At 63.6% G+C, this 22,815-nt stretch carries 18 protein-coding genes; all 18 read right to left on the bottom strand.

The genetic code is table 11. The features are described 5' to 3' along the window. Complete coding sequence (gene mrcB / locus ACS8YF_RS01370; protein WP_440848425.1) at positions 1-2,358, bottom strand: penicillin-binding protein 1B; 2,358 nt, start codon at positions 2,356-2,358, stop codon at positions 1-3. 550 nt (positions 2,359-2,908) lie between these two features. After that, entirely contained in the window at positions 2,909-3,640 is a 732-nt protein-coding gene (phoU, locus tag ACS8YF_RS01365; RefSeq protein WP_440848564.1) for a phosphate signaling complex protein PhoU, read from the bottom strand. Positions 3,641-3,685: 45 nt separating this feature from the next. Continuing rightward, a complete protein-coding gene (gene pstB / locus ACS8YF_RS01360; protein WP_440848424.1) occupies positions 3,686-4,630 on the bottom strand; it encodes a phosphate ABC transporter ATP-binding protein PstB in 945 nt (314 codons plus the stop codon). 12 nt (positions 4,631-4,642) lie between these two features. Continuing rightward, the gene (gene pstA / locus ACS8YF_RS01355) at positions 4,643-5,476 is read right to left on the bottom strand and encodes a phosphate ABC transporter permease PstA (RefSeq protein WP_440848423.1); all 834 of its coding nucleotides are present in this window, start codon (positions 5,474-5,476) and stop codon (positions 4,643-4,645) included. A 181-nt stretch (positions 5,477-5,657) separates the two neighbouring features. Further along, entirely contained in the window at positions 5,658-6,638 is a 981-nt protein-coding gene (gene pstC / locus ACS8YF_RS01350; RefSeq protein ID WP_440848422.1) for a phosphate ABC transporter permease subunit PstC, read from the bottom strand. A gap of 147 nt (positions 6,639-6,785) precedes the next feature. Then, a complete protein-coding gene (gene pstS, locus ACS8YF_RS01345; protein ID WP_440848421.1) occupies positions 6,786-7,838 on the bottom strand; it encodes a phosphate ABC transporter substrate-binding protein PstS in 1,053 nt (350 codons plus the stop codon). 727 nt (positions 7,839-8,565) lie between these two features. Beyond that, entirely contained in the window at positions 8,566-9,024 is a 459-nt protein-coding gene (locus ACS8YF_RS01340; protein ID WP_440848420.1) for a hypothetical protein, read from the bottom strand. A 7-nt stretch (positions 9,025-9,031) separates the two neighbouring features. Further along, complete coding sequence (locus ACS8YF_RS01335) at positions 9,032-10,177, bottom strand: porin (protein ID WP_440848419.1); 1,146 nt, start codon at positions 10,175-10,177, stop codon at positions 9,032-9,034. A gap of 340 nt (positions 10,178-10,517) precedes the next feature. After that, positions 10,518-11,846 carry a phosphate regulon sensor histidine kinase PhoR gene (gene phoR / locus ACS8YF_RS01330; protein WP_440848418.1) on the bottom strand — a complete coding sequence of 443 codons (1,329 nt, stop codon included), beginning with the start codon at positions 11,844-11,846 and terminating at the stop codon, positions 10,518-10,520. Positions 11,847-11,855: 9 nt separating this feature from the next. Next, positions 11,856-12,551, bottom strand: coding sequence for a phosphate regulon transcriptional regulator PhoB (phoB, locus tag ACS8YF_RS01325; protein ID WP_440848417.1), 696 nt, complete (start codon positions 12,549-12,551; stop codon positions 11,856-11,858). A 91-nt stretch (positions 12,552-12,642) separates the two neighbouring features. Then, on the bottom strand, positions 12,643-15,258 hold the full coding sequence (pepN, locus tag ACS8YF_RS01320) for an aminopeptidase N (RefSeq protein WP_440848416.1): 2,616 nt from the start codon (positions 15,256-15,258) through the stop codon (positions 12,643-12,645). Between the two features lie 30 nt (positions 15,259-15,288). Then, positions 15,289-16,410, bottom strand: a complete 1,122-nt coding sequence (locus ACS8YF_RS01315) for a beta-ketoacyl-ACP synthase III (protein ID WP_440848415.1) — start codon at positions 16,408-16,410, stop codon at positions 15,289-15,291. Positions 16,411-16,585: 175 nt separating this feature from the next. Continuing rightward, complete coding sequence (locus ACS8YF_RS01310; RefSeq protein WP_440848414.1) at positions 16,586-17,998, bottom strand: alpha/beta hydrolase family protein; 1,413 nt, start codon at positions 17,996-17,998, stop codon at positions 16,586-16,588. Between the two features lie 28 nt (positions 17,999-18,026). Next, on the bottom strand, positions 18,027-18,377 hold the full coding sequence (locus tag ACS8YF_RS01305; RefSeq protein ID WP_440848413.1) for a hypothetical protein: 351 nt from the start codon (positions 18,375-18,377) through the stop codon (positions 18,027-18,029). A gap of 227 nt (positions 18,378-18,604) precedes the next feature. Continuing rightward, positions 18,605-19,495 (bottom strand): phosphate ABC transporter permease PstA, encoded by an 891-nt coding sequence (pstA, locus tag ACS8YF_RS01300; RefSeq protein WP_440848412.1) that lies wholly within the window; start codon positions 19,493-19,495, stop codon positions 18,605-18,607. Positions 19,496-19,501: 6 nt separating this feature from the next. Next, positions 19,502-20,509, bottom strand: a complete 1,008-nt coding sequence (gene pstC / locus ACS8YF_RS01295) for a phosphate ABC transporter permease subunit PstC (RefSeq protein WP_440848411.1) — start codon at positions 20,507-20,509, stop codon at positions 19,502-19,504. A gap of 97 nt (positions 20,510-20,606) precedes the next feature. Then, positions 20,607-21,677, bottom strand: a complete 1,071-nt coding sequence (gene pstS, locus ACS8YF_RS01290; RefSeq protein ID WP_440848410.1) for a phosphate ABC transporter substrate-binding protein PstS — start codon at positions 21,675-21,677, stop codon at positions 20,607-20,609. Positions 21,678-21,791: 114 nt separating this feature from the next. After that, entirely contained in the window at positions 21,792-22,805 is a 1,014-nt protein-coding gene (locus ACS8YF_RS01285; protein WP_440848409.1) for a quinone-dependent dihydroorotate dehydrogenase, read from the bottom strand. Positions 22,806-22,815: the final 10 nt, after the last annotated feature.

The following is a 22,815-nucleotide window of genomic DNA, read 5'->3' as shown; positions in this document are numbered from 1 at the left end:
TCAGAACAGACGGTGGAACCAGTTGCCCTTGCCTTGATCATTATTCGGTTGCTGTTGCTTCTGCTGGTGACGGCGATTCGCGCTCATGATGTCGGTATCGCACGGCGCGAGGCCCTGTGGCACATAACCCTTGATAAAGGGTACTTTTACCGCATTGGGACAGTTTTGCCCATTGCCGTACATCGCATCGGGGTCCGGCCCGAGGCCCTGGTTGACCGCGCTCGGGTCGAACACCAGGTGCAACGGAACTTGCTTGATGCTGTCCGGCGGCGTGTTCACGATACCGCGCGCATCGATATCGCTCATGATGCGCGACCAGATCGGCAGCGCACCGGTGGCCCCGGTGAGATGCGCCGACTTGTCGTCGTCGCGCCCGACCCAGACCACGCTCACGCGATTGCCGCCAAAACCGGCGAACCAGGCATCGCGCAGATTGTTGGTGGTCCCGGTCTTGCCCGCCATCTGCTTGGCCCCATCCAACACCCGATACATGCCGGCACCGGTACCGTGGCGCGCCACGCGCTCCATCAGCCACTGGATGATATAGGCCGGCCCCGGCTGGACTACCTGATGGACCTTGAGCGGATAACGATTGAGCGGCTTGCCGGTGCGCGTGGTCACGTCACGAATGGCCCGCAGCGGCGTGTAATACCCGCCGGTGGCCAGCGTGTTGTAGATCTGGGCCACATCGAGCGGCGTCATGCCGACCGCACCCAGCGCGAGCGACGGCACCGCCATCGGATTACCGGGATAACCGAGATCGTGGAGCGTCTTGATGATATTCGGGATGCCGGTCGACAACGCCAGCCGCGAACTCGCCAGATTGAGGCTGTGTTCCAGCGCGTAGTACACCGGCACGTCCGTGCCGTGGCTGCGCCGTTCGTAATTGTGCGGGCGCCAGGTCTGGCCGTTGGCCAGCTTGACCGCGAGCGGTGAATCGTCGAGCGGGGTGATCGCATTGAACTTGGACGGATTTTCCAGCGCCGTCAGGTAATCGATCGGTTTCATCAACGAGCCGACCTGCCGATGCGCATCGAGCGCGCGGTTGAAGCCGGCATAGCCCTGATCGCGCCCGCCGACCAGCGCCAGCACCTTGCCGCCCTCGACGCTGGTGACCACCGCTGCCGATTCCAGGCTATTCTTCTTGATGCCGTGGGCCTTCTCGACCCGCTTCAGCCCCTGGTCGACTTCCTTCTCCGCCGCGGCCTGCACGCTCGGATCCAGCGTGGTGAAGATTCGCAGGCCCGCCTCGGTGAGGTCGGCATCCTTGTACTGGCCGTGCAGCTGCTTGCGCACCAGATCAATGAAGTCCGGGTACTGGCTGTTGCCGTAAGCCGAATGGCTGGTCACGCCCAGCGGCGCTGCCTTGGCTTTCTTCCAGGCCTTGTCCTTGAGAAACCCGGCGTTGTGAAACATGTTCAGCACCAGGTTTCGCCGCGACTTGGCGCGCTTGGGATGCCGGCGCGGATCGTAGTAGCTCGGGCCCTTGACCATGCCCACCAGCAACGCGATTTCGTTCGGCTGCAGTTCCTGAATCGGCTTGCGGAAGTAGAAGTAGCTCGCCAGCCCGAAGCCGTGGATCGCGCGCGAACCATCCTGGCCGAGATAAACCTCGTTGATATAAGCCTGCAGAATCTCGTCTTTCGAGAAGTGCGCATCCAGCAGAATCGCCATCAGCGCTTCCTTGATCTTGCGCCCCAGCGTCTGGCGATTGCTCAGATAAAAGTTCTTGACCAGTTGCTGGGTGAGCGTCGACCCGCCCTGCACGATATGTCCGGCGCGCAAATCGGCCCAGGCCGCGCGAGCAATCCCCTTGGGCGAAATTCCCCAATTGGTCATGAAATTGCGGTCTTCGACCGTGATCAGCCCGGCGGGCAGCATGGGCGGCACATCGCCCAGCTTAACCAGAATCCGATCCGACCCCTTGGCCGGATAAATGCTGCCGATCAGCAGCGGATCGAGCCGGATCAGCGCCAGATTGCCCTTGCCGTCGATGGCATTGATGGACGACACGCCGTTGCCGTTGAACGTGAGTTTCACCTCGCGATCCGGCTGCGTACCGTCCCAGAACTGGAACTGGCGGGTATGGATCGACAACGTCGAGCTCGACGCCTCGAATGTCCCCTGGTTGTTGATTGAATCGGCCTCGCGATAGCCCAGCCGCCCCAGCCGTTGCTCAAGCCCCTGCTTCGACATATCCAGCCCGGCATACAGTTGTAGCGGGCTCGCGAAGACCTTGGCCGGCAATTTCCAGCGTGTTCCCTCGAACTTGGTGCGCACCTCGTGATCGAGATGGACCATGTACAGCGCCAGCGCCGCCGCGCCCGCGCAGAGCAGTAACGCCAGGTAGGGCAGCAACCGGCGAAGCCAGCCGCGCGGCTGTCCGCGTTTCGGCCGGGATCGTTTACCGGGTTTACGAGATTTTTTCGCCAACGGGACCGTCCACGCATTCGAACCGCGCAGATAGTATCAAAGCTCGGCCCCCTGGCGTTCGAGTCCGGCCCTGTTGGCGCTGCGCGCAAACACGCCGAGCCCGCTCAGACCGCCCGGTAGCGATCCGCCAGCAGCGGCGGCAAGGCCTTTCGGAGCTATCGCCTTTCCCGGACAAGGGCCGGCAAGGTACGACTGGCGAAGGTGCCGCGTTGCCGATAGCAAGCGCCAGGCGACGCACCGGCATGCGCGCTGCGCTGCATCGCCCGCCCGAGCCGCCCGGGCACAAGGCCGGCGCCGCCGCCGACTGCCCTTGTCGCCTGCACCGCCGACCCACCGGCCGGTTTCTCGGCCATTCAGGCGCCGTAGGCCGCGGCGATACGCCCTATTGCCGGATACGGCGTATCACCGCGCCCTGCCCGGCACGAAAAAGCAATCGAAAACCACGACTTGAGCGGTGGTCGTCACAGGGCGCTGGCTAGCTTGGTTTGCGCCGACTGCTCTTGACTTCCTTTTCCAGTTCCTCCATGCCGATGTGCCGCACGTCGCGCCCGCCGACAAAGTAGACGACATACTCGCCGATGTTCGTCGAGTGGTCGCCGATGCGCTCCAGTGCCTTGACCGCCCACATCACATCCAGCATGTGCCGAATCGTGCGCGGATCCTCCATCATGAAGGTGATGCACTGCCGCATCACCCCTTCATACTCGCGATCGACCTCGGTGTCGTGCTGCGCGACGGTCAGCGCCGTCTCGGTATCCATCCGGGCAAAGGCGTCGAGCACGTCGCGCACCATCTGGCGCACGTGTCGGCCCAGTGCGTCGATCTGGTGGAAGGCGCTGTTGGGGCGTTCCTGCCCCGCGAGCTGCATCGCCATGCGGCCGATCTTTTCGGCCTCGTCGCCGATCCGCTCAAGGTCGGTGATCGTCTTGGCAATCGCGAGCACGAGCCGCAGATCGCCGGCCTGGGGCTGTCGCCGCGCCAGGATCTTGGTGCATTCTTCGTCGATCGCCACTTCCATGGCATTGATCTTGTAGTCGCTTCGGGCGACTTCCTCGCCCAGCGCGCCATTGCCTTCGACCAGCGCCTTGACCCCATTGGCAATCTGTTGCTCGACCAGCCCGCCCATGGTGAGTACGCGTTCGCGTACATCCTCAAGCTCGACGTCGAACTGTTTGGAGGTATGTCTCTCGATGCCGACCTTGTCCAATTCCATGATGATGACCTCGTCGCGGTTGCGCGTCGTTTGTATCGATCAGCCGTAGCGGCCGGTGATGTAGTCTTCGGTGCGTTTTTCCCGCGGGTTGGTGAACAGCGAATCCGTATCCGAGTATTCGACCACTTCGCCGAGATGGAAAAACGCGGTATAGCCGGCCACGCGGGCAGCCTGCTGCATGTTGTGGGTCACGATCACGATCGTGTATTCCTCGCGCAGTTCGTGCACCAGCTCCTCGATCTTCAGCGTCGCCACCGGATCCAGCGCCGAGGCCGGTTCGTCGAGCAGCAGTACATCAGGCTTGACCGCCACCGCACGCGCGATGCACAGCCGCTGCTGTTGACCGCCCGACAGCGCGCTGCCGTTGGCGCGCAGCTTGTCCTTGACCTCGTCCCACAACGCAGCCTTGCGCAACGACCATTCCACGCGGTCGTCCATCTCGCGGCGCTTGAGCTTCTCGTAAAGGCGCACGCCGAAGGCGATGTTGTCGTAAATACTCATCGGGAACGGCGTGGGCTTCTGAAACACCATGCCGATCTTCGAGCGCAACACGTTCAGGTCAACGCTGCGATCGAGCAGATTCATGCCGTCCATCTCGATGGCACCGGAGGCCTTGTGGCCCGGGTACAACTCGAAGATCCGGTTGAAGCAGCGCAACAGCGTCGACTTGCCACAGCCCGACGGGCCGATGAAAGCGGTCACTTCCTTGTCGACGATTTCCACGTTGATGTCCTTGAGCGCGTGGAAGTCGCCGTAGTGGAAGTTCAGGTCGCGCACCGCGACCTTGCAGGGGTTGTCCTTGGCGACGACGCCGGTGATCTTCTGCGCTTCGGTCTTCGAAGCGCCGGACGTAGCGTTGTCGGCGGCGCCGTCCGCCGTCGGCGACTCCGTCTTGCTGCGTGGCCCGGCCTCGTCATGGGTGTTGCGTGTCGTCACCGACGACGTCGAGCTCGGGGAAAGCGAATCGGTCGAAGTACTGGCCATGATAATGCTCTCCTATTTGCTCGGGCGGAGTACGAGCCGCACCAGAACGTTGAGCGCCAAGATTGCGAAAGTGATGAGAAACGCGCCAACCCACGCCAGATGATGCCAGTCCTCGTACGGACTGAGCGCGAACTGAAATATCATCATGGGCAGATTCGCGATCGGCTGCAGCACATTCGTGCTGAAAAAGTTGTTGTTCAAGGCCGTAAACAGCAGTGGCGCGGTCTCGCCGGCGATGCGCGCAATGCCGAGAATCACGCCGGTGATGATGCCGGACAACGCCGCGCGATAAACGATCCGGGTGATCACCTTCCAGCGCGGGATACCCAGTGCCGCGGCCGCCTCGCGCATCTGATCGGACACCAGGCGCATCATGTTTTCGGTGATCCGCAGGGTCAGCGGGATCACGATCAGCGACAACGCGATGCCCCCGGCCAGCGCCGAGAAATGCCCCATCGTCAACACCACGATCTGATACACGAACAAGCCGATGATGATCGAGGGCGCCGACAGCAGCACGTCGTTGAAGAACCGCACGATCGCCGCGATCCGCCGGTTGCGGCCGTATTCGGCCAGATAAGTGCCGGCGAAGATGCCGACCGGCGCGCCGATGCCGGTACCGATGAAAGTCACGATCAGGCTGCCGACGATCGCGTTCGACAGCCCGCCACTATTACCCGGCGCCGGCGTCGGCTGGGTGAAGACCTCCCAGTTCAGATAGCCCACGCCATGCCCGACCAGCGTCCAGAGCAGCCAGGCCAACCAGAACAGGCCGAACGCCGTGGTCGCGACCGCGGCCCCCATATTGAAGCGATTGATGAACTGGCGTTTCTGATAAAGCGTCACGTTCGATCCCCCGGGGTTAGCGTTTCACGTCGCGCCGCGTTGGCGGCCGGCCGGCCGGCGCTCGCACTGTCGCAAGGCCGGACACGGCGGCGCGCCGTATCGGGAAATGCGGTGCCTGGCGGCGGCGCCGCATGGCGCGAAAAAGCGCCGCAACACGGCAATGAATCGGCGTTACCGAGCACTAGCGACCCTCCTGGCTCGACAACTGCATCAACAACAGCCGGGCCAGGACGAGCACGATCAGCGTGATCACGAACAGCACGAGCCCGAGCGCGATCAGCGCCGACGTATACAGCCCGCCCGAGGCCTCGGTGAACTCGTTGGCCAGCGTCGCGGCGATGCTGTTGCCCGGATAGAACAAGCCATTGGGAATACTGTGCGAATTGCCGATGACAAAGGTCACCGCCATCGTTTCGCCGAGCGCGCGCCCGAGTCCCAGCATGATGCCACCGATCACGCCGGTCTTGGTGAACGGCAGGATCACACTGCGCACGACTTCCCAGGTGGTCGCGCCCAGCGCATAGGAGGATTCCTTGAGCACGGCCGGCACGACCTCGAAGGTATCGCGCATTACGGCCGTGATGAAGGGAATCACCATGATCGCGAGCACCAGGGCCGCAGTGAATACGCCGATACCGATCGGCGGCCCGGAAAACAGGTAACCGAAGACCGGCAGGTCGCCGAAGGCGCCGTTCAACCATGGCTGGACGTAATCGGACAGGAATGGCGCGAAGACAAACAGGCCCCACATGCCGTAGATGATACTGGGGATGGCCGCCAGCAACTCGATCGCCGTGCTGATCGGCCGGCGCAGCCAGGCGGGCGACAACTCGGTAATGAACAGGGCGATGCCAAAACTCACCGGCACGGCGATCACCATCGCCAGCGCCGAACTGACCAAGGTACCGAAGATGGCAACCAGCGCGCCGAAGGTATCGGTCACCGGGTTCCATTCACTGCTGAGCAGAAAGCCGAAGCCGAACTTGCTGAGTGCCGGCCAGGCGCCGATGACCAGCGACACGGCAATACCGGCAATCAAGGCGAGCACAATCACGGCGCAGGTCGCGGTCACCACATGAAAAATGCGATCTCCGAGGCCGCCAGCGGCGCGCCGGCCCGTCGCGAATGCCTGCGGGCTCTCAGGGGCGATCATGTCACTCAATCTCGTTCTCCATCGGGCGAGTCAGCCGTTTTCCTCGCATGCCCGGGGCGCATACCATGGCACGCGAAGAAAACGGCCGACCCAGTCATTGGGTCGGCCGCTCGATGCGATCCGCCGCTCGAACGGCGAATCGCGTCGCAACAGGGATTACTGCTGCACGGGCCAGATCGGCTGGCCGTTGTCGTCTCTCATCTGGCTGTGCCACTTGTCCTGAACCAGCTTCACGGCGCTGTCGGGCATCGGCACATAGTCGAGCTTCTCGGCCATCCGGTCGCCGTTCTTGTACGACCAGTCGAAGAACTTGAGCACGGCCTGCGCCGTCTTCGGATCCTTCGGGTGCTTGTACATCAGGATGTAGGTCGCCGCGGTGATCGGCCAGCTCTTGGCGCCCGGCTGATCGGTCAACACTACATAGAAGCCCGGTGCATTCGCCCAATCGGCGTTCGCGGCAGCCGCCTGGAAGTTGGCCGCGGTCGGCTGCACGAAGTTGCCCGCCTTGTTCTCGAGCGAGACATAGGTCATCTTGTTCTGCAGCGCGTAGGCGTACTCGACGTAACCGATCGAGTTCTTGATGCGGTTCACGTAGGACGCCACACCCTGATTGCCCTTGCCGCCAACACCGGTCGGCCAGGACACGGCCTTGGCGTGGCCGGGGCCATTGGCCCAGATGTCGCTGACCTTGGTCAGATAGCTGGTGAAGTTCCAGGTCGTACCCGAGCCATCGGAACGGTGCACCACCGTGATATCCGTGTCCGGAAGATTCAGGTTCGGATTGAGCTGCTTGATCGCCGGATCATTCCATTTGGTGATCTTGCCGGCATAGATCCTGGCCAGGGTTTTACCGTCCAGGCGCAGCTTGCCTGGCTGGATTCCCTTCAGATGCACGACCGGCACCACGCCGCCCATCACCATCGGGAACTGCAACAGACCGTGTTTGTCGAGCTCGTTCTTCTTGAGCGGCGCATCCGACGCGCCGAAATCCACGGTCTTGGCTTCGATCTGCTTGATGCCACCGCCGGAACCGATGGCCTGGTAGTTGAGTTGCACGCCGGTTTCTTTCTGGTAGGCCTGCGCCCACTTGGAGTAAACCGGATAAGGGAACGTCGCACCAGCGCCGTTGATTTGCTTAACCGCCGCACCGGCCGACCCCCAGATCGACAGCGCCGCAACAGCGGTAACCAACGTCTTAATGAAACTCATTCGCACAGAATTCTCCTTTCTGCCGCATCCGCATAACGGGCGCTTCTCGGCCCGCCCCAATTGGAGTCTTCAACGTTAGGCGCAAATTATGACACTCATATGACACTTGACGCAGGCCCACACGGGCCCCGGAAGAAGCGGCACGCGCACCGCTGTCCAGGCGCCCCGCTGAACCCGACCGGCAACGATAACGTCTTTCGCGACGGGCGCCGGCCGGCGCATCCGCCGCACGAATCCGTTGGCACACAATCCCCGCCTCCCACGGCGAACGACCTGGCGGTGATCCGCGTTTATCGACGACGCTATCGTCCGGCACGAAACCATTGATGCCGAAGCCCGTCCGTATGCGACAACACAAAAAAATAGCCCGGACAAGCCGGGCTAAAGAATGGGAGCCATCTGTGGATGTGGGTTGCATCGCATCAGACAATGCGACCGGCAGGGACAGAACCGGCCATGACCCACCTTGCGGGACCGGCTCGAGCGCTGGACTCGGCAGCCGCGACCCCGGTCGCGGGGAGAACGCGACCGGGGAAATTATGCGCATCGGATATGACGGGCTCGTGACAACGGCGACGAACAGCCGGAAAACACAAGCAATCGCGGCGCTTCACGCGGCCCGCGCCCCAGCCCCGCCGGGCGCCACGCCAAAAAAAACCCCGGACGAGCCGGGGTTATCGTTCAGACGCCAAAACAGGAACGCGGCGTCAGCAGCAGGACATTATTCCTACTGCTGCTTCTGTTGCCGCTCCCAGCGCTTGTACTCCTTCCATTGCTGGAAGGTCTGGAAACGCTGTTTTTCCGGCGAATTCGCAGGGAGATTCTTGAAATGCTCGTATTCCTGGAATTGCTTGAAATCGGAGAAGCTGCCGTTGGCGCCGGCGCCGGAGGCGCTCGGCGAACCGCCCGATGCATTCGAGGCCGACTGACCCTGGTCGCTGTTCGAGCGCTGGCTGCGTACCGATCCGAACACCGACTTTTGCGGGTTCTTGTCCGAATACAGCAGCGTACCGCCACCGTCCGAGGCGTCGTAATGGTCCCCGCTGAGCAGACCCGGCCCCTTGGCCGAATCGTTTTCACCGGGCAGGTTGTCGTAGTCGACCTGCTTGCCATGGGGAAAGCCGGATGCACATCCGGCCAACCCCAACAGCATCACCAGGCCCGTAATGGCGTAGGTAGATTGCATTGATTTCCTAGAAGAACTTCACACGCACGCCAGCGAACACGACGTTCATGTTCTTGGCGTTGAACGAATTGCCGTTGCTGCCGACCAGATTGTCGCCGGTCAGGTGATGGTACGAGGCGTACATGTTAACCGACTTGAGCAGATCATAGCGATAAGCCACGCCGTAGTTGCGCACGCGGCTGTTTTTGCTCTCCAGATCATCGGTCTGGCCGAAGAACGCCTGGATATGGTTCTTGCCGCGGATATAGCCGATGCCGCCCGAGTAGGACTGGGCATGATCGATTTGGCCGCCGCCAAAGCTATACGTCGTATCGTGATAATTGCGGCGCTTGTACTGGGCAAAGAAGTTCAGCCCCGAGGGCAACAGCACCGAAGCCGATCCGCCGAACTCATGGAAATACTCATTGCGGCTGACATAGCCAGCCTGGTTAATACCCTTGTTCCGGTTGCCGCTATCGACATAGTCGACGGCACCCGCAACTTTCACACCGTCGGCAAACTTGTGCTCGTAACGCGGCGCGATTTCGTAAGCCTGGCCCTGATCATAACTCACCGAAAGCGTCGCGCCATTAAAGCTCGGCGTGTCGTAGCGCACCGTATTCACACGTGACAGCGCGTCGAAGTTACTGTAGCCGTTTTTAAGTGTGGGACCCGCTTGGCCGGCACCGTTGACGAAGCTCAGGCCGCCGAAGTAGTCGCCCACGACCGAACCACCACCCAGATCGGTCAGACCCGACAGGTCAACCTTGGACGTGCTGTTGGCGGCGCCGTCGGTCTTGCCGAAGGTCAGCTTACCGAAGCTGCCCTCGAAGAAGACATTGGCCTGACGGTTATCGGTCGAGGTGCCCGTCGCGCTCTTGTTGACGTCGTAAGTACCGGACTTATTGACGAATACACCGAGCTCGTAATCGAAACCGACCTTGAGGTTCGGGTTGACGTCCTGGGTGCCCTTGAACGCGAAACGCGTCGGCGAGGAACCGTTGTCCACAAGACCGGCGTCCGTGGACTTGCCATTGTCGGCGGCGATAACGGCCCGATTGACCTGGCCGGAGATCTTGAAATCCAGCGCATGCGCGGCGGGCGCGACGCCGAACACCGTGGCCATGGAAACGAGGCCGGTTGCCAAACCAGCGTATTGGGCCTTAATCGACATAAAGTTTCTCCCTCGAAGCAGATTGATCCGGGCGTCTTTGCCCTACTGGCACAGTCGGTTCCCGACTGCATCGCTACCCCGGCCGGGCGCGTGCCCTTGCACCACACCTGGTTGCGCAGGTGCAATCGCAACTCGACCCGAGCTGGACGATGCGCCAATTAAACACCCCGCTTATGACCGTTTTATTGCAAGAAGTGAAAATTACGATTCTCGGGGCGCATGGCCCAGCCCCGCCAGACAAGACGCAGGCATTTCAAGGGGTTCGATGACAGGGCCAGCGCGGATTTCAGCGTAGCGGGCACCGGTTCGGCGGCACGGAACGAACGATTACACCGAATCGCTATGCCGCGTCGGCGCCGACCAGCCGCTGATGCGGGAACAGGCAACGGAACGTGGTGCCCTGCCCGAGCTCGCTGTCGATATGCAGCTCGGCCTCGTGATGTTCGAGGCTGTGCTTGACGATGGCCAGCCCGAGGCCGGTCCCGCCATCCGAAGAACTGCGACCGGAATCGATCCGGTAGAAGCGTTCGGTGAGCCGCGGCAGATGTTCCGGCGCGATGCCGGGCCCGTTGTCGCTGACGGCCAGCTGTGCTGCCCCGCGACCATTGCGCCACTGCACGGTGACGTGCCCGCCTACGGGTGTGTAGCGCAATGCGTTGGCCACCAGGTTCGAGATCACGCTCTCGATCTCGGACGGACGGCCGAACAGCGACAGTCCGGCCTGGATATCCGTATCGATCTGGTGGCGGCCTTCGTCGGACTTGCGGAAGTCGGCCACGATACGGGCGATCATGGCCGGCATGTCGACCGTCTCCTGGGCCTGCGCCAGGCCCTCACTTTCCAGTCGCGCCAGGCGCAGGAGGCTGTCGATGATGCGTCCCATACGCGCGGACTGGGCATCCATTTCACGAATCGGGGTGCGCCAGGCCGCAAGCGCCCCTGCGTCGGCCGCGTCCTCGGTCATCATTTCCAGATAACCGCGCAGCACGGTCAGCGGCGTGCGCAACTCGTGCGAGGCATTGGCGACGAAGTCGCGCCGCGTCGATTCGAGCCGTTTCTGCTCGCTGACATCGCGCGCGATGAGCAGGCGCTGGCCGTTGCCATAGGGCACGATGCGCAGCGAGAGTGTGTCGGTATCGTTGGCCGGGGACGGCACTTCCAGCGGCTCACCGATATGGTCGGCGCGCGCCAGGAATTCGGCGAAACGCGGGTGCCGCATCAGGTTGACGATACGCTGGCCGTTATCCTGGCCGGCGCGCAAGGCCAGCAACGCCGCGGCCGCATTGTTGAACCACACGATACGTCCGCGCCCGTCGATGACCACGGCACCATCGGGCAGCGCGGCGGTCGATGCCTGGAACTCGCCGACGATGCTCTTGAGCCGCTTCTTACGCCGCCGGTTGCGCTGCTTGAGGCGATACAACTCGGTATAGATTTCCTGCCACACGCCCACCCCCTCGCGGGGCTCCACTCGGGGTTGCGCCAGCCAGCGGTGCAGCTGATAGGCGAATATCAGATGCCCCGAGGTGTAGATCGCAAGCGCGATCAGCAGGGCCAGGGTGACCCGATCGAACGCCAGCCCGACCAGCGCCGCGGCCGTCAGCCAGGCGGCGAACCGCAGGCCGACCATGCACCAGATACGGCGTACTTCATTGGCCGAGGGATCCATGCCGGCCGGCTACACCGAACGACTCGAAAAACGGTAGCCGCTGCCGCGCACGGTCTGGATGAAACCGTCGAACCCGTGCGGCGCCAGCGCCTTGCGCAACCGGCGGATATGCACATCGACCGTGCGCTCCTCGACATAAACATTCTGCCCCCAGACGCGATCCAGCATCTGTTCCCGGGTATACACCCGCTCGGGGTTGCTCATGAAGAAACGCAGCAGGCGATATTCGGTGGGGCCCAGCCGCACCGAGGCGTCACCCACCGATACGCGCTGGCTGGCGGCATCGAGGGTCAGACCGTCCAGCTCCAGCGTCTCGTCCTCGCCGCCCGGCAGGCTGCGACGCAACACGGCACGCACCCGGGCCACCAGCTCCGACGAAGAAAACGGCTTGGTCACGTAATCGTCGGCGCCGAGATTGAGCCCGCGCACGCGGTCGTTTTCATCCACGCGCGCGGTCACGAGGATGATCGGCAGGTTTTGGGTAAGCTCGTCACGCCGCCACTCACGTGCGAGCTCCATTCCGGATACCCCCGGCAGCATCCAGTCGAGCAACACCAGATCCGGCCGGCGCTCGGCCACGGCCAGCCTCGCGGCCTGGGCATCCGGTGCCTCGGCCACCGAGAAATCCGAGCGCTCGAGCGCGAACCGGATCATGTCGCGAATCGGGGCTTCGTCTTCGACAACGAGTATGTGCTTGCGTGACATGGCAGCGGTATCGCATCTGAACTTGTGGCGATGTTATGAACGTCATGTGACATCTGTATGACACACCCAACGCCGCCGCGAGACAACTCGCTCAGGCCGCGTCGGCTGCAAGCCCCGCGTCCACGATCTCGCGTGTGTTGTCCGACAGCTCGGCCGCGCCGACGCGCGCCAGGGCATCGCGCATGCCCGCGGCGTAGGGCTCGGTATAGCGCCGCCACGGCGCCAGCAGGCCGGCCAATGCCGCCGCCAGTTGCGGGTTGAACCGGTCCAGGCGCAGGATTTCGTCGGCCACGAGTGCGTAACCGGCGCAGTCCGCCCGATGAAAACCCAGCGGGTTGCCGCGCACGAAACCGCCGACCAGCGCGCGCACCCGATTGGGGTTGCTGAAATCGAAGCGGGCATCGCCCAGCATATCCCGCACCCGCGCCACGGTATCGCCGTCGGGCGTGGCCGCCTGCAGCCGCAGCCACTTGTCCATGACCAGCGGCTCATCGGCAAAACGCTGCGCAAAGTCCGCGCGCACCGCATCGCGGTCGGCACCGGGCAGCTCCTGCAGGGCGTTCAATGCGGCCATGCGATCGGTCATGTTGTCGGCGGCATCGTATACCCGATGCGCGCGATCGCGCAGCGCCGGCGTATCCAGGCAGGACAGATAGTCCAGAGCAGTGGCGAAAACCCGCCGGCGGCCGGCCGACTGCGGGTCGAACACATAACCGGGGCGCGGCGCGTGCGCATCGGCGAGCTGGCCGAGCTCGGTCCGAAACCGCGTCGCGATCTCGTGCTTGACGTGCCGGCGCGCGGCCTCGACCGCCGCGACGTCGATCGCATCGAACGCCTCGCCGATCTGGGTCGTGCTCGGCAGGCTCAGCATTTCGGCCAGCAACGCACGGTCATCCGGTGGATCGGCCAGCAGGGCCGCGATGGCCGTACTCATGCCCGCGCCAAGCACCGGCATGGGTTGCGCGTTCTGATAGGCACTGACCGCTGCGGTGGCCGTGGCCATGTACAGGCTCTGGGCGGCGTCCCAGCGCGACACGGGATCCGAGTCGTGCGCCATCAGCCGAACCAGCGCGGCTTCGGGCTGATCGAATGTCAGCCGCACCGGTGCCGTCAGGCCGCGCAATACCGAAATCGTCGGCGCCGAGGGCACCTCGTGGAATACGAACGTGCCGCGCTGCTCGCTCAGCCGGACGATCTCGGGGGCACGCAGTGGATGGCCAGCATCATCGAACAGGGCCACGGCAACGGGTATGTCGAAGTTCGGCTTGTCTTGCTGGCCGGGCGTCGCCGGCGTGGCCTGTGCCAGATCGAGCTCGAGCCGGCCATCGGAGAAACGTGACGTCACGCGCAGGCGCGGGGTGCCGGCGAATGCGTACCAATGACGGAATTGCGTCAGGTCCAGTCCGGTTGACTCCTCGATCGCGAGCACGAAATCCTCGATGGTCACGGCCTGGCCATCGTGCTTGTCCAGATAATGCCGCACCGCCCGGGTGAATGCCTCGCGCCCGGCCATCTGCGCCATCATGCGGATGAGTTCGGCGCCCTTTTCATACACCGTAATGGTGTAGAAGTTGTTCATCTCGACGTACGATTCCGGCCGCACCGGATGGGCGCGCGGTCCGGCATCCTCGGGAAACTGGACGTCGCGGAGCATGCGCACCTGCTCGATGCGGGTCACCCCGGGCGAACCGTGGTCGATGGCGAACTGGTGCTCGCGATACACCGTGAGCCCTTCCTTGAGCGAGAGCTGGAACCAGTCGCGACAGGTCACGCGGTTACCGGTGTAGTTGTGGAAATATTCATGGGCGACGACGTCGCGCACGCGGGCGAAGTCACCGTCGGTGGCGGTATCGGGGTGGGCGAAGATACAGGCCGTGTTGAAGATGTTGAGGCCTTTGTTCTCCATCGCGCCCATGTTGAAGCTGCCGACGGCCACGATCACGAAGGTGTCGAGATCGTATTCCAGGCCATAGGTCGCTTCGTCCCAGGCCATGGCGTCCTTCAGCGACGCCATGGCGTGATGACACTGGCCCTCGTTGCCGTGCTCGGTGTAGAGCGCCAGCGCGACGTCGCGGCCGGAGGCCGTGGTGAAGGTATCCTGGATCACACCCAGGTCGCCGGCCACCAGCGCGAACAGATAACAGGGCTTGGCGAACGGGTCCTCGTAGACGGCGTAATGCCGGCCCTCGCCCGCCGCGCCGGATTCGATGCAATTGCCATTCGACAACAGCACCGGATAGCGCGCGGCATCGGCTTCCACCCGCGTGGTATAGCGCGACATCACGTCCGGACGATCCGGAAAGTACGTGATGCGCGAAAACCCGGTCGCCTCGCACTGCGTGCACAGAATCGAGCCGGAACGGTACAGCCCCTCCAGCGAGAGATTGCTGTCGGGATCGATTTCGGTGACCACCGTCAGGGCGAAACGATCCGGCAGATCGTCGAGCCACAAGCCGCTGTCGGCGATTTCCAGCGCGTCATCCGCCACGGGCGCGCCGTCAACCGCGATGCTCAGCAAACGCAGATCGCGGCCATCGAGCCACCAGCGCCCGCCATCGCCGATGCGCTGCGGATTGCGACGCACCGCGTAGCGCGCGGTCACCCGGGTCGCGCCGTCGCCAATGTCGAAATCGAGTTCGACGCGGTCGATCAGATAGATCGGCGCTTGATAGTCGCTGCGATACTTGCGCTGTGGCGTGCCGGTCATCGGGAGTCCCTGGAAAGAAAGAGCATGGCTTCAGCGCCGACGGAGTACGACGCTGCCGGCCGAATACCCCGCACCGAAGCCGCACAGGACGCCGACATCGCCGGGCGCGAGATCGTTGGAGAATTTATGGAACACGATCACCGGCGAGGCCGAGCTGGTATTGCCGTATTCCGCCAGCACCGACGGCATTTCGCCGTCCTCGGGCGCGCGGCCGAACACGCGCTTGGCGATCAGTGTGTTCATGTTGATGTTGGCCTGGTGCAGCCACAACCGCTTGAGATCGCTCGCCGCCCGATCGTATTCGGCCACATGGTCGACGATCATCTCGGCCACCATCGGCCCCACTTCCTTGAACACGCGACGTCCGTTCTGCACGAACAGCCGATCGGCCTCGGATCTCGGTTCGATCTCGCTGCGATTGAGGAAACCGAAGTTGTTGCGGATGTTGTTGGAAAAGTGCGTGGCCAGGCGCGTACCGAGCACATCGAAACCGGTGCCCTGCGGGGCGTCGTCGGCGTGCTCCAGCAGCGCGGCGGTGCACACATCGCCGAAGATGAAATGGCTGTCGCGGTCGCGGAAATTCAGGTGCGCGGAACAGATTTCCGGATTGACCATCAGCACGCGCCGCGCGCTGCCCGACTTGATCATGTCGGCCGCGGTCTGGATACCGAACGCCGCGGAGGCGCAGGCCACGTTCAGATCGAAACCGTAACGCCCGCCGCCGAGAAACTCCTGCACTTCCACCGCCAGCGCCGGGTAGGGCCGCGGCAGGTTGGAACAGGCCACCAGAATCACGTCGATATCCTCGGCGCGGCGACCGGCGGCCTCGAGACAGGGCGCGATCGCCGCCAACGCCATCTCGCACTGCAGCGAGGGCTCGTCGTTGCCGCGCGTGCGGATACGCGGATGCATGACTTCAGGATCGAGGATGCCGGCCTTGTCCACCACGTAGCGGCTCTGGATGCCCGAGGCCTTGGTGATGAACGCACTGTTGGAATGCGACAGCGGCGCCACCCGGCCCGCGGCGATATCGTCGGCGTGCGCGGCGTTATGGATATCCACGTAGGCGTTGAAAGACGCCACGAGTTCATCGTTGGAAATCGCCTCGGGCGGCGTATACAGCCCCGAGGCCGTCAGAACGACATTGCTCACCGCAGCTCCTGATCTCGATGGTTCGGCGATAGGCAATTCTGGCCCTCGGGCGCGACGTCCACAACCGGCGGCGGCACAAAAACGCGCATCGCACGTACCGCGGGCCCTCGGTCGAGGCCGATCCGTGGGCGCGCCCGCTCGGCCGGCTTCCGAACGGCAACAACCACGCCACGGCTCAGCCGCGCATGCCCGACTCGGCCAGTGCCCGATCGATAAACGATCGGACATCGGGTTCGTGGCGCACTGACAGATGCGACCCGTGATACCACTGGAGCGCCGGTTCGCCCCAGTGTCGCCAGAGTGCGAGCGGCTGTTCCGGGGCAATCAACTGGTCGGCCGTCGCGGCGAAGATATAGCGTCGCTCGCGGGGCACGCACGGCTCGGCCGCGAGCGGCGACACGGCGGCCAGCCGCTCGCCCACCGCGGCCGCACTCAGCCCGCGCGCTTCCAGGTAATGCGCGTGCGCGGTCGGTAAATGCTGCCAGAGGGTCGCCGGGATATCGGTCATCGGGATGCCGGCGATCACACAGGCCAGCGCCGGTTCGTGCGCGGCCAGCAGCGCCGCGTGGTAGCCGCCGAGGCTGTAGCCCAGCACACCGATGCGCGCGTCGGGGTCGATCTCGCGAATCCAGGCAATGCAACTGCGCAGATCGCACAGCGACTGCGCCTGGCCGTGCAGCAGATCCGCGAACGGCCCGTCCAGGAACAGCCCGCCCGTGAGCGGCGTGGCGCGACGGACGCCATGCAGCGGCAGGATCGGCATGACCAGGTTCAGACCGAGATGCGCGTGCAGCCGGGCCACGTCGAACAACTGAAAATCGAGCCCGGCGACGCCCATGCGATAGCCGTGTACGCACAGCAACCAGGGCCGCCCGCGACCTTCGCCGTGGCGCAGAATGCGCGCGGCCATCGTTCGGTTGTTCTTATGGCCGCGCCAACGCACACCGCCCGGCAATGCGGGATCGGGGGTGTAGCGCGAAGGCGCGGTGAGCCATTCGTAGTCCACGCCGAAGGTTCGCATCGGCTCGATGCGCGGCGACTCGAACGGGGCCGCGGCCCCGTGCAAACGCGCCGGGAAGTTCGCCCAGTCACGCTCGGCCGCGACCTCGCCGATCGCATTCAACTCGGCGATGTCGTTATCCACCGCGGCCCCGCGCGGCACGCGCGCGCAGTTGATGAAAAAACCGAGCACGGCCGCATCACAGGCCATCTTGGCCAGCAGTCTGGGTTGCGTCGGCGGTGGCGCCACACCCGCGGGTACCGGGTGCTGGATGCGCAGCGCCCACCCGGCCACCATGAACACCGCCGCGCCGCCGATAATCAACCCCACACCGGGCCACAAGCCGAGCCAGTAGATCAGGATCAGCGCCAGGAGCGAACTCAGCGGGCCCGCCAGCGCCATATGGCAGCACAGCTGGCGATCCCCCGCCCAGAGCAGTTGCCCCGCCCCGGTGGCGATAAGCACCACACCGGGCACGGTACCCAGCGCCGCAACCCCCCAGTTCGTCGGCCAGGCGGCCACCAGCCAGAACAGGCCGATGGCCAGCACGATGCCCGCGGACTTGAAACGCCGCGGTTGCCAACGCATCGGCGACACTTCGCGCAAGGGTTCCATGTCAGCGGCTAGAAATGCCGTAATAGAGTGCAATGAGCACAGCGACCGCGAGCGCCAGTTCCGCGATCCAGAACGTCGGGTGCCGCTTGTCGGTCAGCCAGGTCGCGATGGTTGCAAACAGCGCCACGCCCGCCCCCAGTTCGGTGGCAAGCCATATGTCGGCCAGACCGCCGCCGTTATCGGAGACCTGTGGAAACGGCCAGGTCAGCATACTGATCACCGCGCCGGTCAGGGTGGCCAGCACCGCCAGCGTGAGCACGACCCAATTGACAAACGACAGCCATTTCAGAATCCGGCCTTGCGCCTCGCGCCCCATGACATCGCCACCCAGTGTCCTGTCACCCCAATTCATTGCCATATTCCGGCGCGTCGCCGCGGCATTGCGGCCATTTACCGTCCTGCCTCACGCGATCCCTCCCCGTGCCCTGCCGGGCACGAAAACACGCGAAATACCGGCGCGAACCCGCGTTGCCACAGGCAAGCATAGTAGCCCGCCACCCGAATGGCCGTCCATCGACGGCGCAACGCGGCGCCCTCGCATGAAACGCGCGGCCCCCCTGGGAGGCGCCCATCAGACGGTTAACGCCCCTTTTCGATATAACGCAGCAGCAGGCGCGAGCTTAACGTGATGGTGAGGGCGAAGAAGGTGATCAGCAGGGCCGCGGCGAAGGCCAGCTTGTGGGCCGACTCGAACGGTTCGTTGATGAACGACCAGATGACGTAGGTCAGGTAGCCCACCGGCTCCTGGGTCAGTTGGCCGCTCCACGTGTAATTGGACCAGCCCACGGTGTAGATCAGCGGCGCTGTCTCGCCCATGGACAGGGCCATGGCCAGCAACAGACCGGTCAGAATGCGGCCCGCGCAACTCGGCATCAACACGCGCAGAATGACGCTGGCCTCCGAGGCGCCCAGCGAGTACGCGGACTCGCGCAGACTGCCCGGCAACGCGACCAGTGCCAACTCGGTGGTGCGGGCAATATACGGAATAATCATGATCGCCAGCGTGATCGCACCGGCGAGCACGGAGAAATGCCAGCCCAGGGCCACGACCATGGTGATATAGCCGAACAGGCCGAGCACGATTGACGGCACGCCGACCAGCACATCCCCCATGAAGCGCACCACCCGCGAAAACAGATGATGGCGTTTTTCCGAGCAATACACGCCGACACCGATGCCCAGCGGGCCCGCGATGGCCACCGAGCCGACCGTGAGCAGCGCCGTGCCTTCGATCGCGTTCAGAAGACCGCCGGACACGCCCTGTGTGGGTTCGGTGAACAGCTTGAGATTGAGCGCGGAAAACCCGCCCACCGTGACTTCCGCCAGAATATCAACCAGCGCCGCGGCCAGAATCAGGAAACTGGCACCGCAGATGGTCCAGCCGATATAGCTCACCAGTCGTCGCCGGTGGTACCGGACCCGCGACTTGGCGTCGAGGGCGAACGCCGTATTCGCAAACGTTTCACTCATGTTCGGTTACTCTCTTATCTGCCAGAGCAGCAGGCGCGCGACCGCGTTGACGATCACCCCCATGATCAACAGCACCAGACCGATCTCGGTAAGACTGTTCACCGCCATGCCGGTCGGGTCCTGCAGCGCGCTGTCCAGCTGCGAGACAATGAAAGCCGCCATGGTGGACATCGGGTTATAGATATTCGTCGGCACCGCCAAGGCGTTACCACTGACCATGAGAACCGCCATGGTTTCGCCCAGCGCACGCCCCAAGCCGAGAATGGTCACGCCGATGATGGCGCGCCGAACCTGGGGCATGACCACCTTGCGCAACACCTCGAAGCGCGTCGCACCCAGCGCAAAGCCGGCCTCGACTTCGCTCTGGGCCACCGCGGAAATGGCCTCGCGCACGTTGGCCGTGATGATCGGCACGACCATCAGCGCGAGCACGATGCCCGCGGTCAACAGACCGTAGCCGGCCCCGACCGGGCGGCCGAAACCCGGGATGAAGCCCAGCACATCCGCCATATAGGGATACACATAATGTGAGGCCAATGGTATGACAACGACGTACCCCCACAGCCCGAACACCACACTGGGCACCGCGGCCAGTAGTTCGACGATGGCCGCGACCAGATCGCGCACACCGGCCGGAACGATCTCGGCGATGAACATCGCCGCCAGCACCCCGACCGGCACCGCGAACAGCAGCGCCAATCCGGAACTCGCCAGGGTGCCAAAAATCAGAAAGAAAATGCCGTAGCTCGCGCCCGGCAGGACCATATGGCCATCGACCGTGGTCGGCGTGCCGTATTGGCTGCCCAGATTCCAGTCGTTACTGCCCAGAAAACCCAGGCCATTGAACTGGAGCGCAGGCCACGCCTTCCACGTCAGAAAAAGGAAAAGTCCGACCAGGAGCGCGGGAATGATCAGCGAGAACAAGCGCAGCAACAGGGCGAACAATACCCGCTGAATGCTTTGCCAGCGCGCATTGCGCCGAGTCGAGACGAAATCCGCAGTAACTTCGGACATATTGGTTTTATCTGCTGGCCGGAAACGCGTAAGAGCCGGCACCCCGGCGGCGCGCATGCACCGCCGGAGCCCGGCTCATCAACGCTGCACCCGGACTTTAGCCGTGGATCTTGTCGATCTGGTTCAGCGTGAGCTTACGCGCCGGAGCGGGCAGCGGCATGAAGTGAACCTGCTTGAGGTACTGCATGCTGTTGCCGCCATCCGAGCTCACCGCCCAGGTCAGGAAGTTCTTCAGTTCCTTGGCGGTCTGCTCATCCGACTGCTTCGACTGTACGAGCACATACTCGTAGTTGATGATCGGATAGGACTTCTTGCCCGGCGCGAAAATCAGGCTGATGCGCTCGCTCTTCGGCGTCTTCGGCACCATCTGAGCGGCCGCCGCCGGGACAGTCTTCTCGTCCGGCTGCACGAAGTTGCCGGCCTTGTTCTTCAGCATCGCTTCGCCCAGACCGGCCTTGTCCGTCTGATCCTTGTAGCTGACACCGATGTAGGCGATCGAGTACGGATTGTTACCCAGCGCGGTCACCATGCCCGAGTTGCCGGTCGCGCCGATGGCGCCCTGCACATTCGGCCAGCTGACGGTCGTGCCGTAACCCGCCTTCCAGTGATGCCCGGCCGACTTGGTCAGGAACTGGGTGAACAGGAAGGTGTCGCCACTGCCGTCGGCGCGATGGAGCGGCACGATGCGCTTGTGCGGGAGATCGGCGCCATGGTTCATGGATTCGATCTTCTTGTTATCCCAGTAGCGGATCTTGCCGCTGTAGATCTCGGCCAGCACCGGACCGCTCAGCTTGAGATTGGCATCATTCTCGCCCGGCACGTTGTAGTTGACCATCTGCGAGGAAATCGCCACCGGGATGTTCAGCATGCCCGGATGCTTTTTCATCTGCGCGTTGCTGAGGTAGGCATCCGAAGCGCCCATCTGCACGATGCCCTGGGTCGACTGGGCAATGCCCGTGCCGCTGCCCGTGGCTGCCGTGTTGATTTTGAGATCGCTGTGGTTGCTTGTGTAGGCGGGAACCCACAGGTTGAACAACGGATACAACAGGCTGGAACCGGTTTCGGTCAGCGTCGTGGCGCCGAAAGCCACGCCAACCGATGACGCCACAAGGGCAGCGCCGGCGATCGCTTTGACCGAACGACTATAGAAAGGATGATTATCGAACATAAACCTCGTGCTCCTAATATTTTTAGGTGAAGCGCCCTAGGTCTTCGCAATAGGGTAGCCACACTTTGCATGGACTATGTGACGAAAACATGACAGCACTTTCCCCGTCCCGGCTCATTCATTTCGCGAAATCGCCGTCACACAATCGTTAACCAGCGCCGGCCCGCGATAGATCAACCCAGTATAAATCTGCACCGCACGGGCCCCCGCCGCAATCTTTGCCGCCGCATCCGCGCCGTTCATGATCCCGCCCACCCCGATAATCGGTATATCCTCGGCAAGACGTGCATGCAGCGCGGTAATCACGCGATCAGAGGCCGCTCGAACGGGCCGTCCGCTCACCCCGCCCGCCGCCTCGCGCCAGGCCAGAGGCAGATCGGCACGCGCCGTCGTGGTGTTGGTCGCGATCACGCCATCGATGCGATGATAACGTAGGCGGGCCACGATCGCGTCGATGCCGGCCTCGTCCAGATCCGGGGCGATCTTGAGCGCGAGCGGCACATAGCGCCCGCGCGCCTCGGCCAGCCGGTTGCGCTCGGCCACGACCGCCGCCAGCAGCGCATCCAGCGCATCCTCGCCCTGCCAGTCGCGCAAGCCCGCCGTGTTCGGCGACGACACGTTGACGGTGACGTAATGGGCCGCATCGTAGACCGTGGCCAGTGCCGATATATAGTCGTCGACCGCCCTGTCGGCCGGGGTGTCCTTGTTCTTGCCGATGTTGATGCCGAGCACGCCGTCGTATCGCGACGACGTCAGATGCGCCACCAATGCGGCCGCCCCGGCGTTGTTGAAACCGAAGCGATTGAGCAACGCGCGCTGCTCGGGCAGTCGAAACAGGCGCGGTTTCGGATTGCCGGGCTGAGGCTTCGGCGTGACCGTGCCGACCTCGATGAAACCGAAGCCGAGACCGGCCAGCCCGTCGACATGCGCGCCGTTCTTGTCGAGCCCGGCGGCCAGGCCGACCGGATTGGGCAGGGTCAGCCCCATCAGGGTCGTGGGCAGCGCCGGTACGCGCGCGCCATACAGGCGATGCGCGAGTGAGGGGAAGCGCGACAATCCACCCAGCGTGAGTTCATGCGCGCGCTCGGCCTCGAGGCCGAATAGCGCCGGTCGAATCAGCGAATACATGCAAATGCGG

Source organism: Salinisphaera sp. SWV1 (assembly GCF_052044155.1).
GTDB lineage: Bacteria > Pseudomonadota > Gammaproteobacteria > Nevskiales > Salinisphaeraceae > Salinisphaera.
Note: the sequence above shows the minus strand (reverse complement) of the source record. Positions and strands in the feature narration are given on the sequence as shown.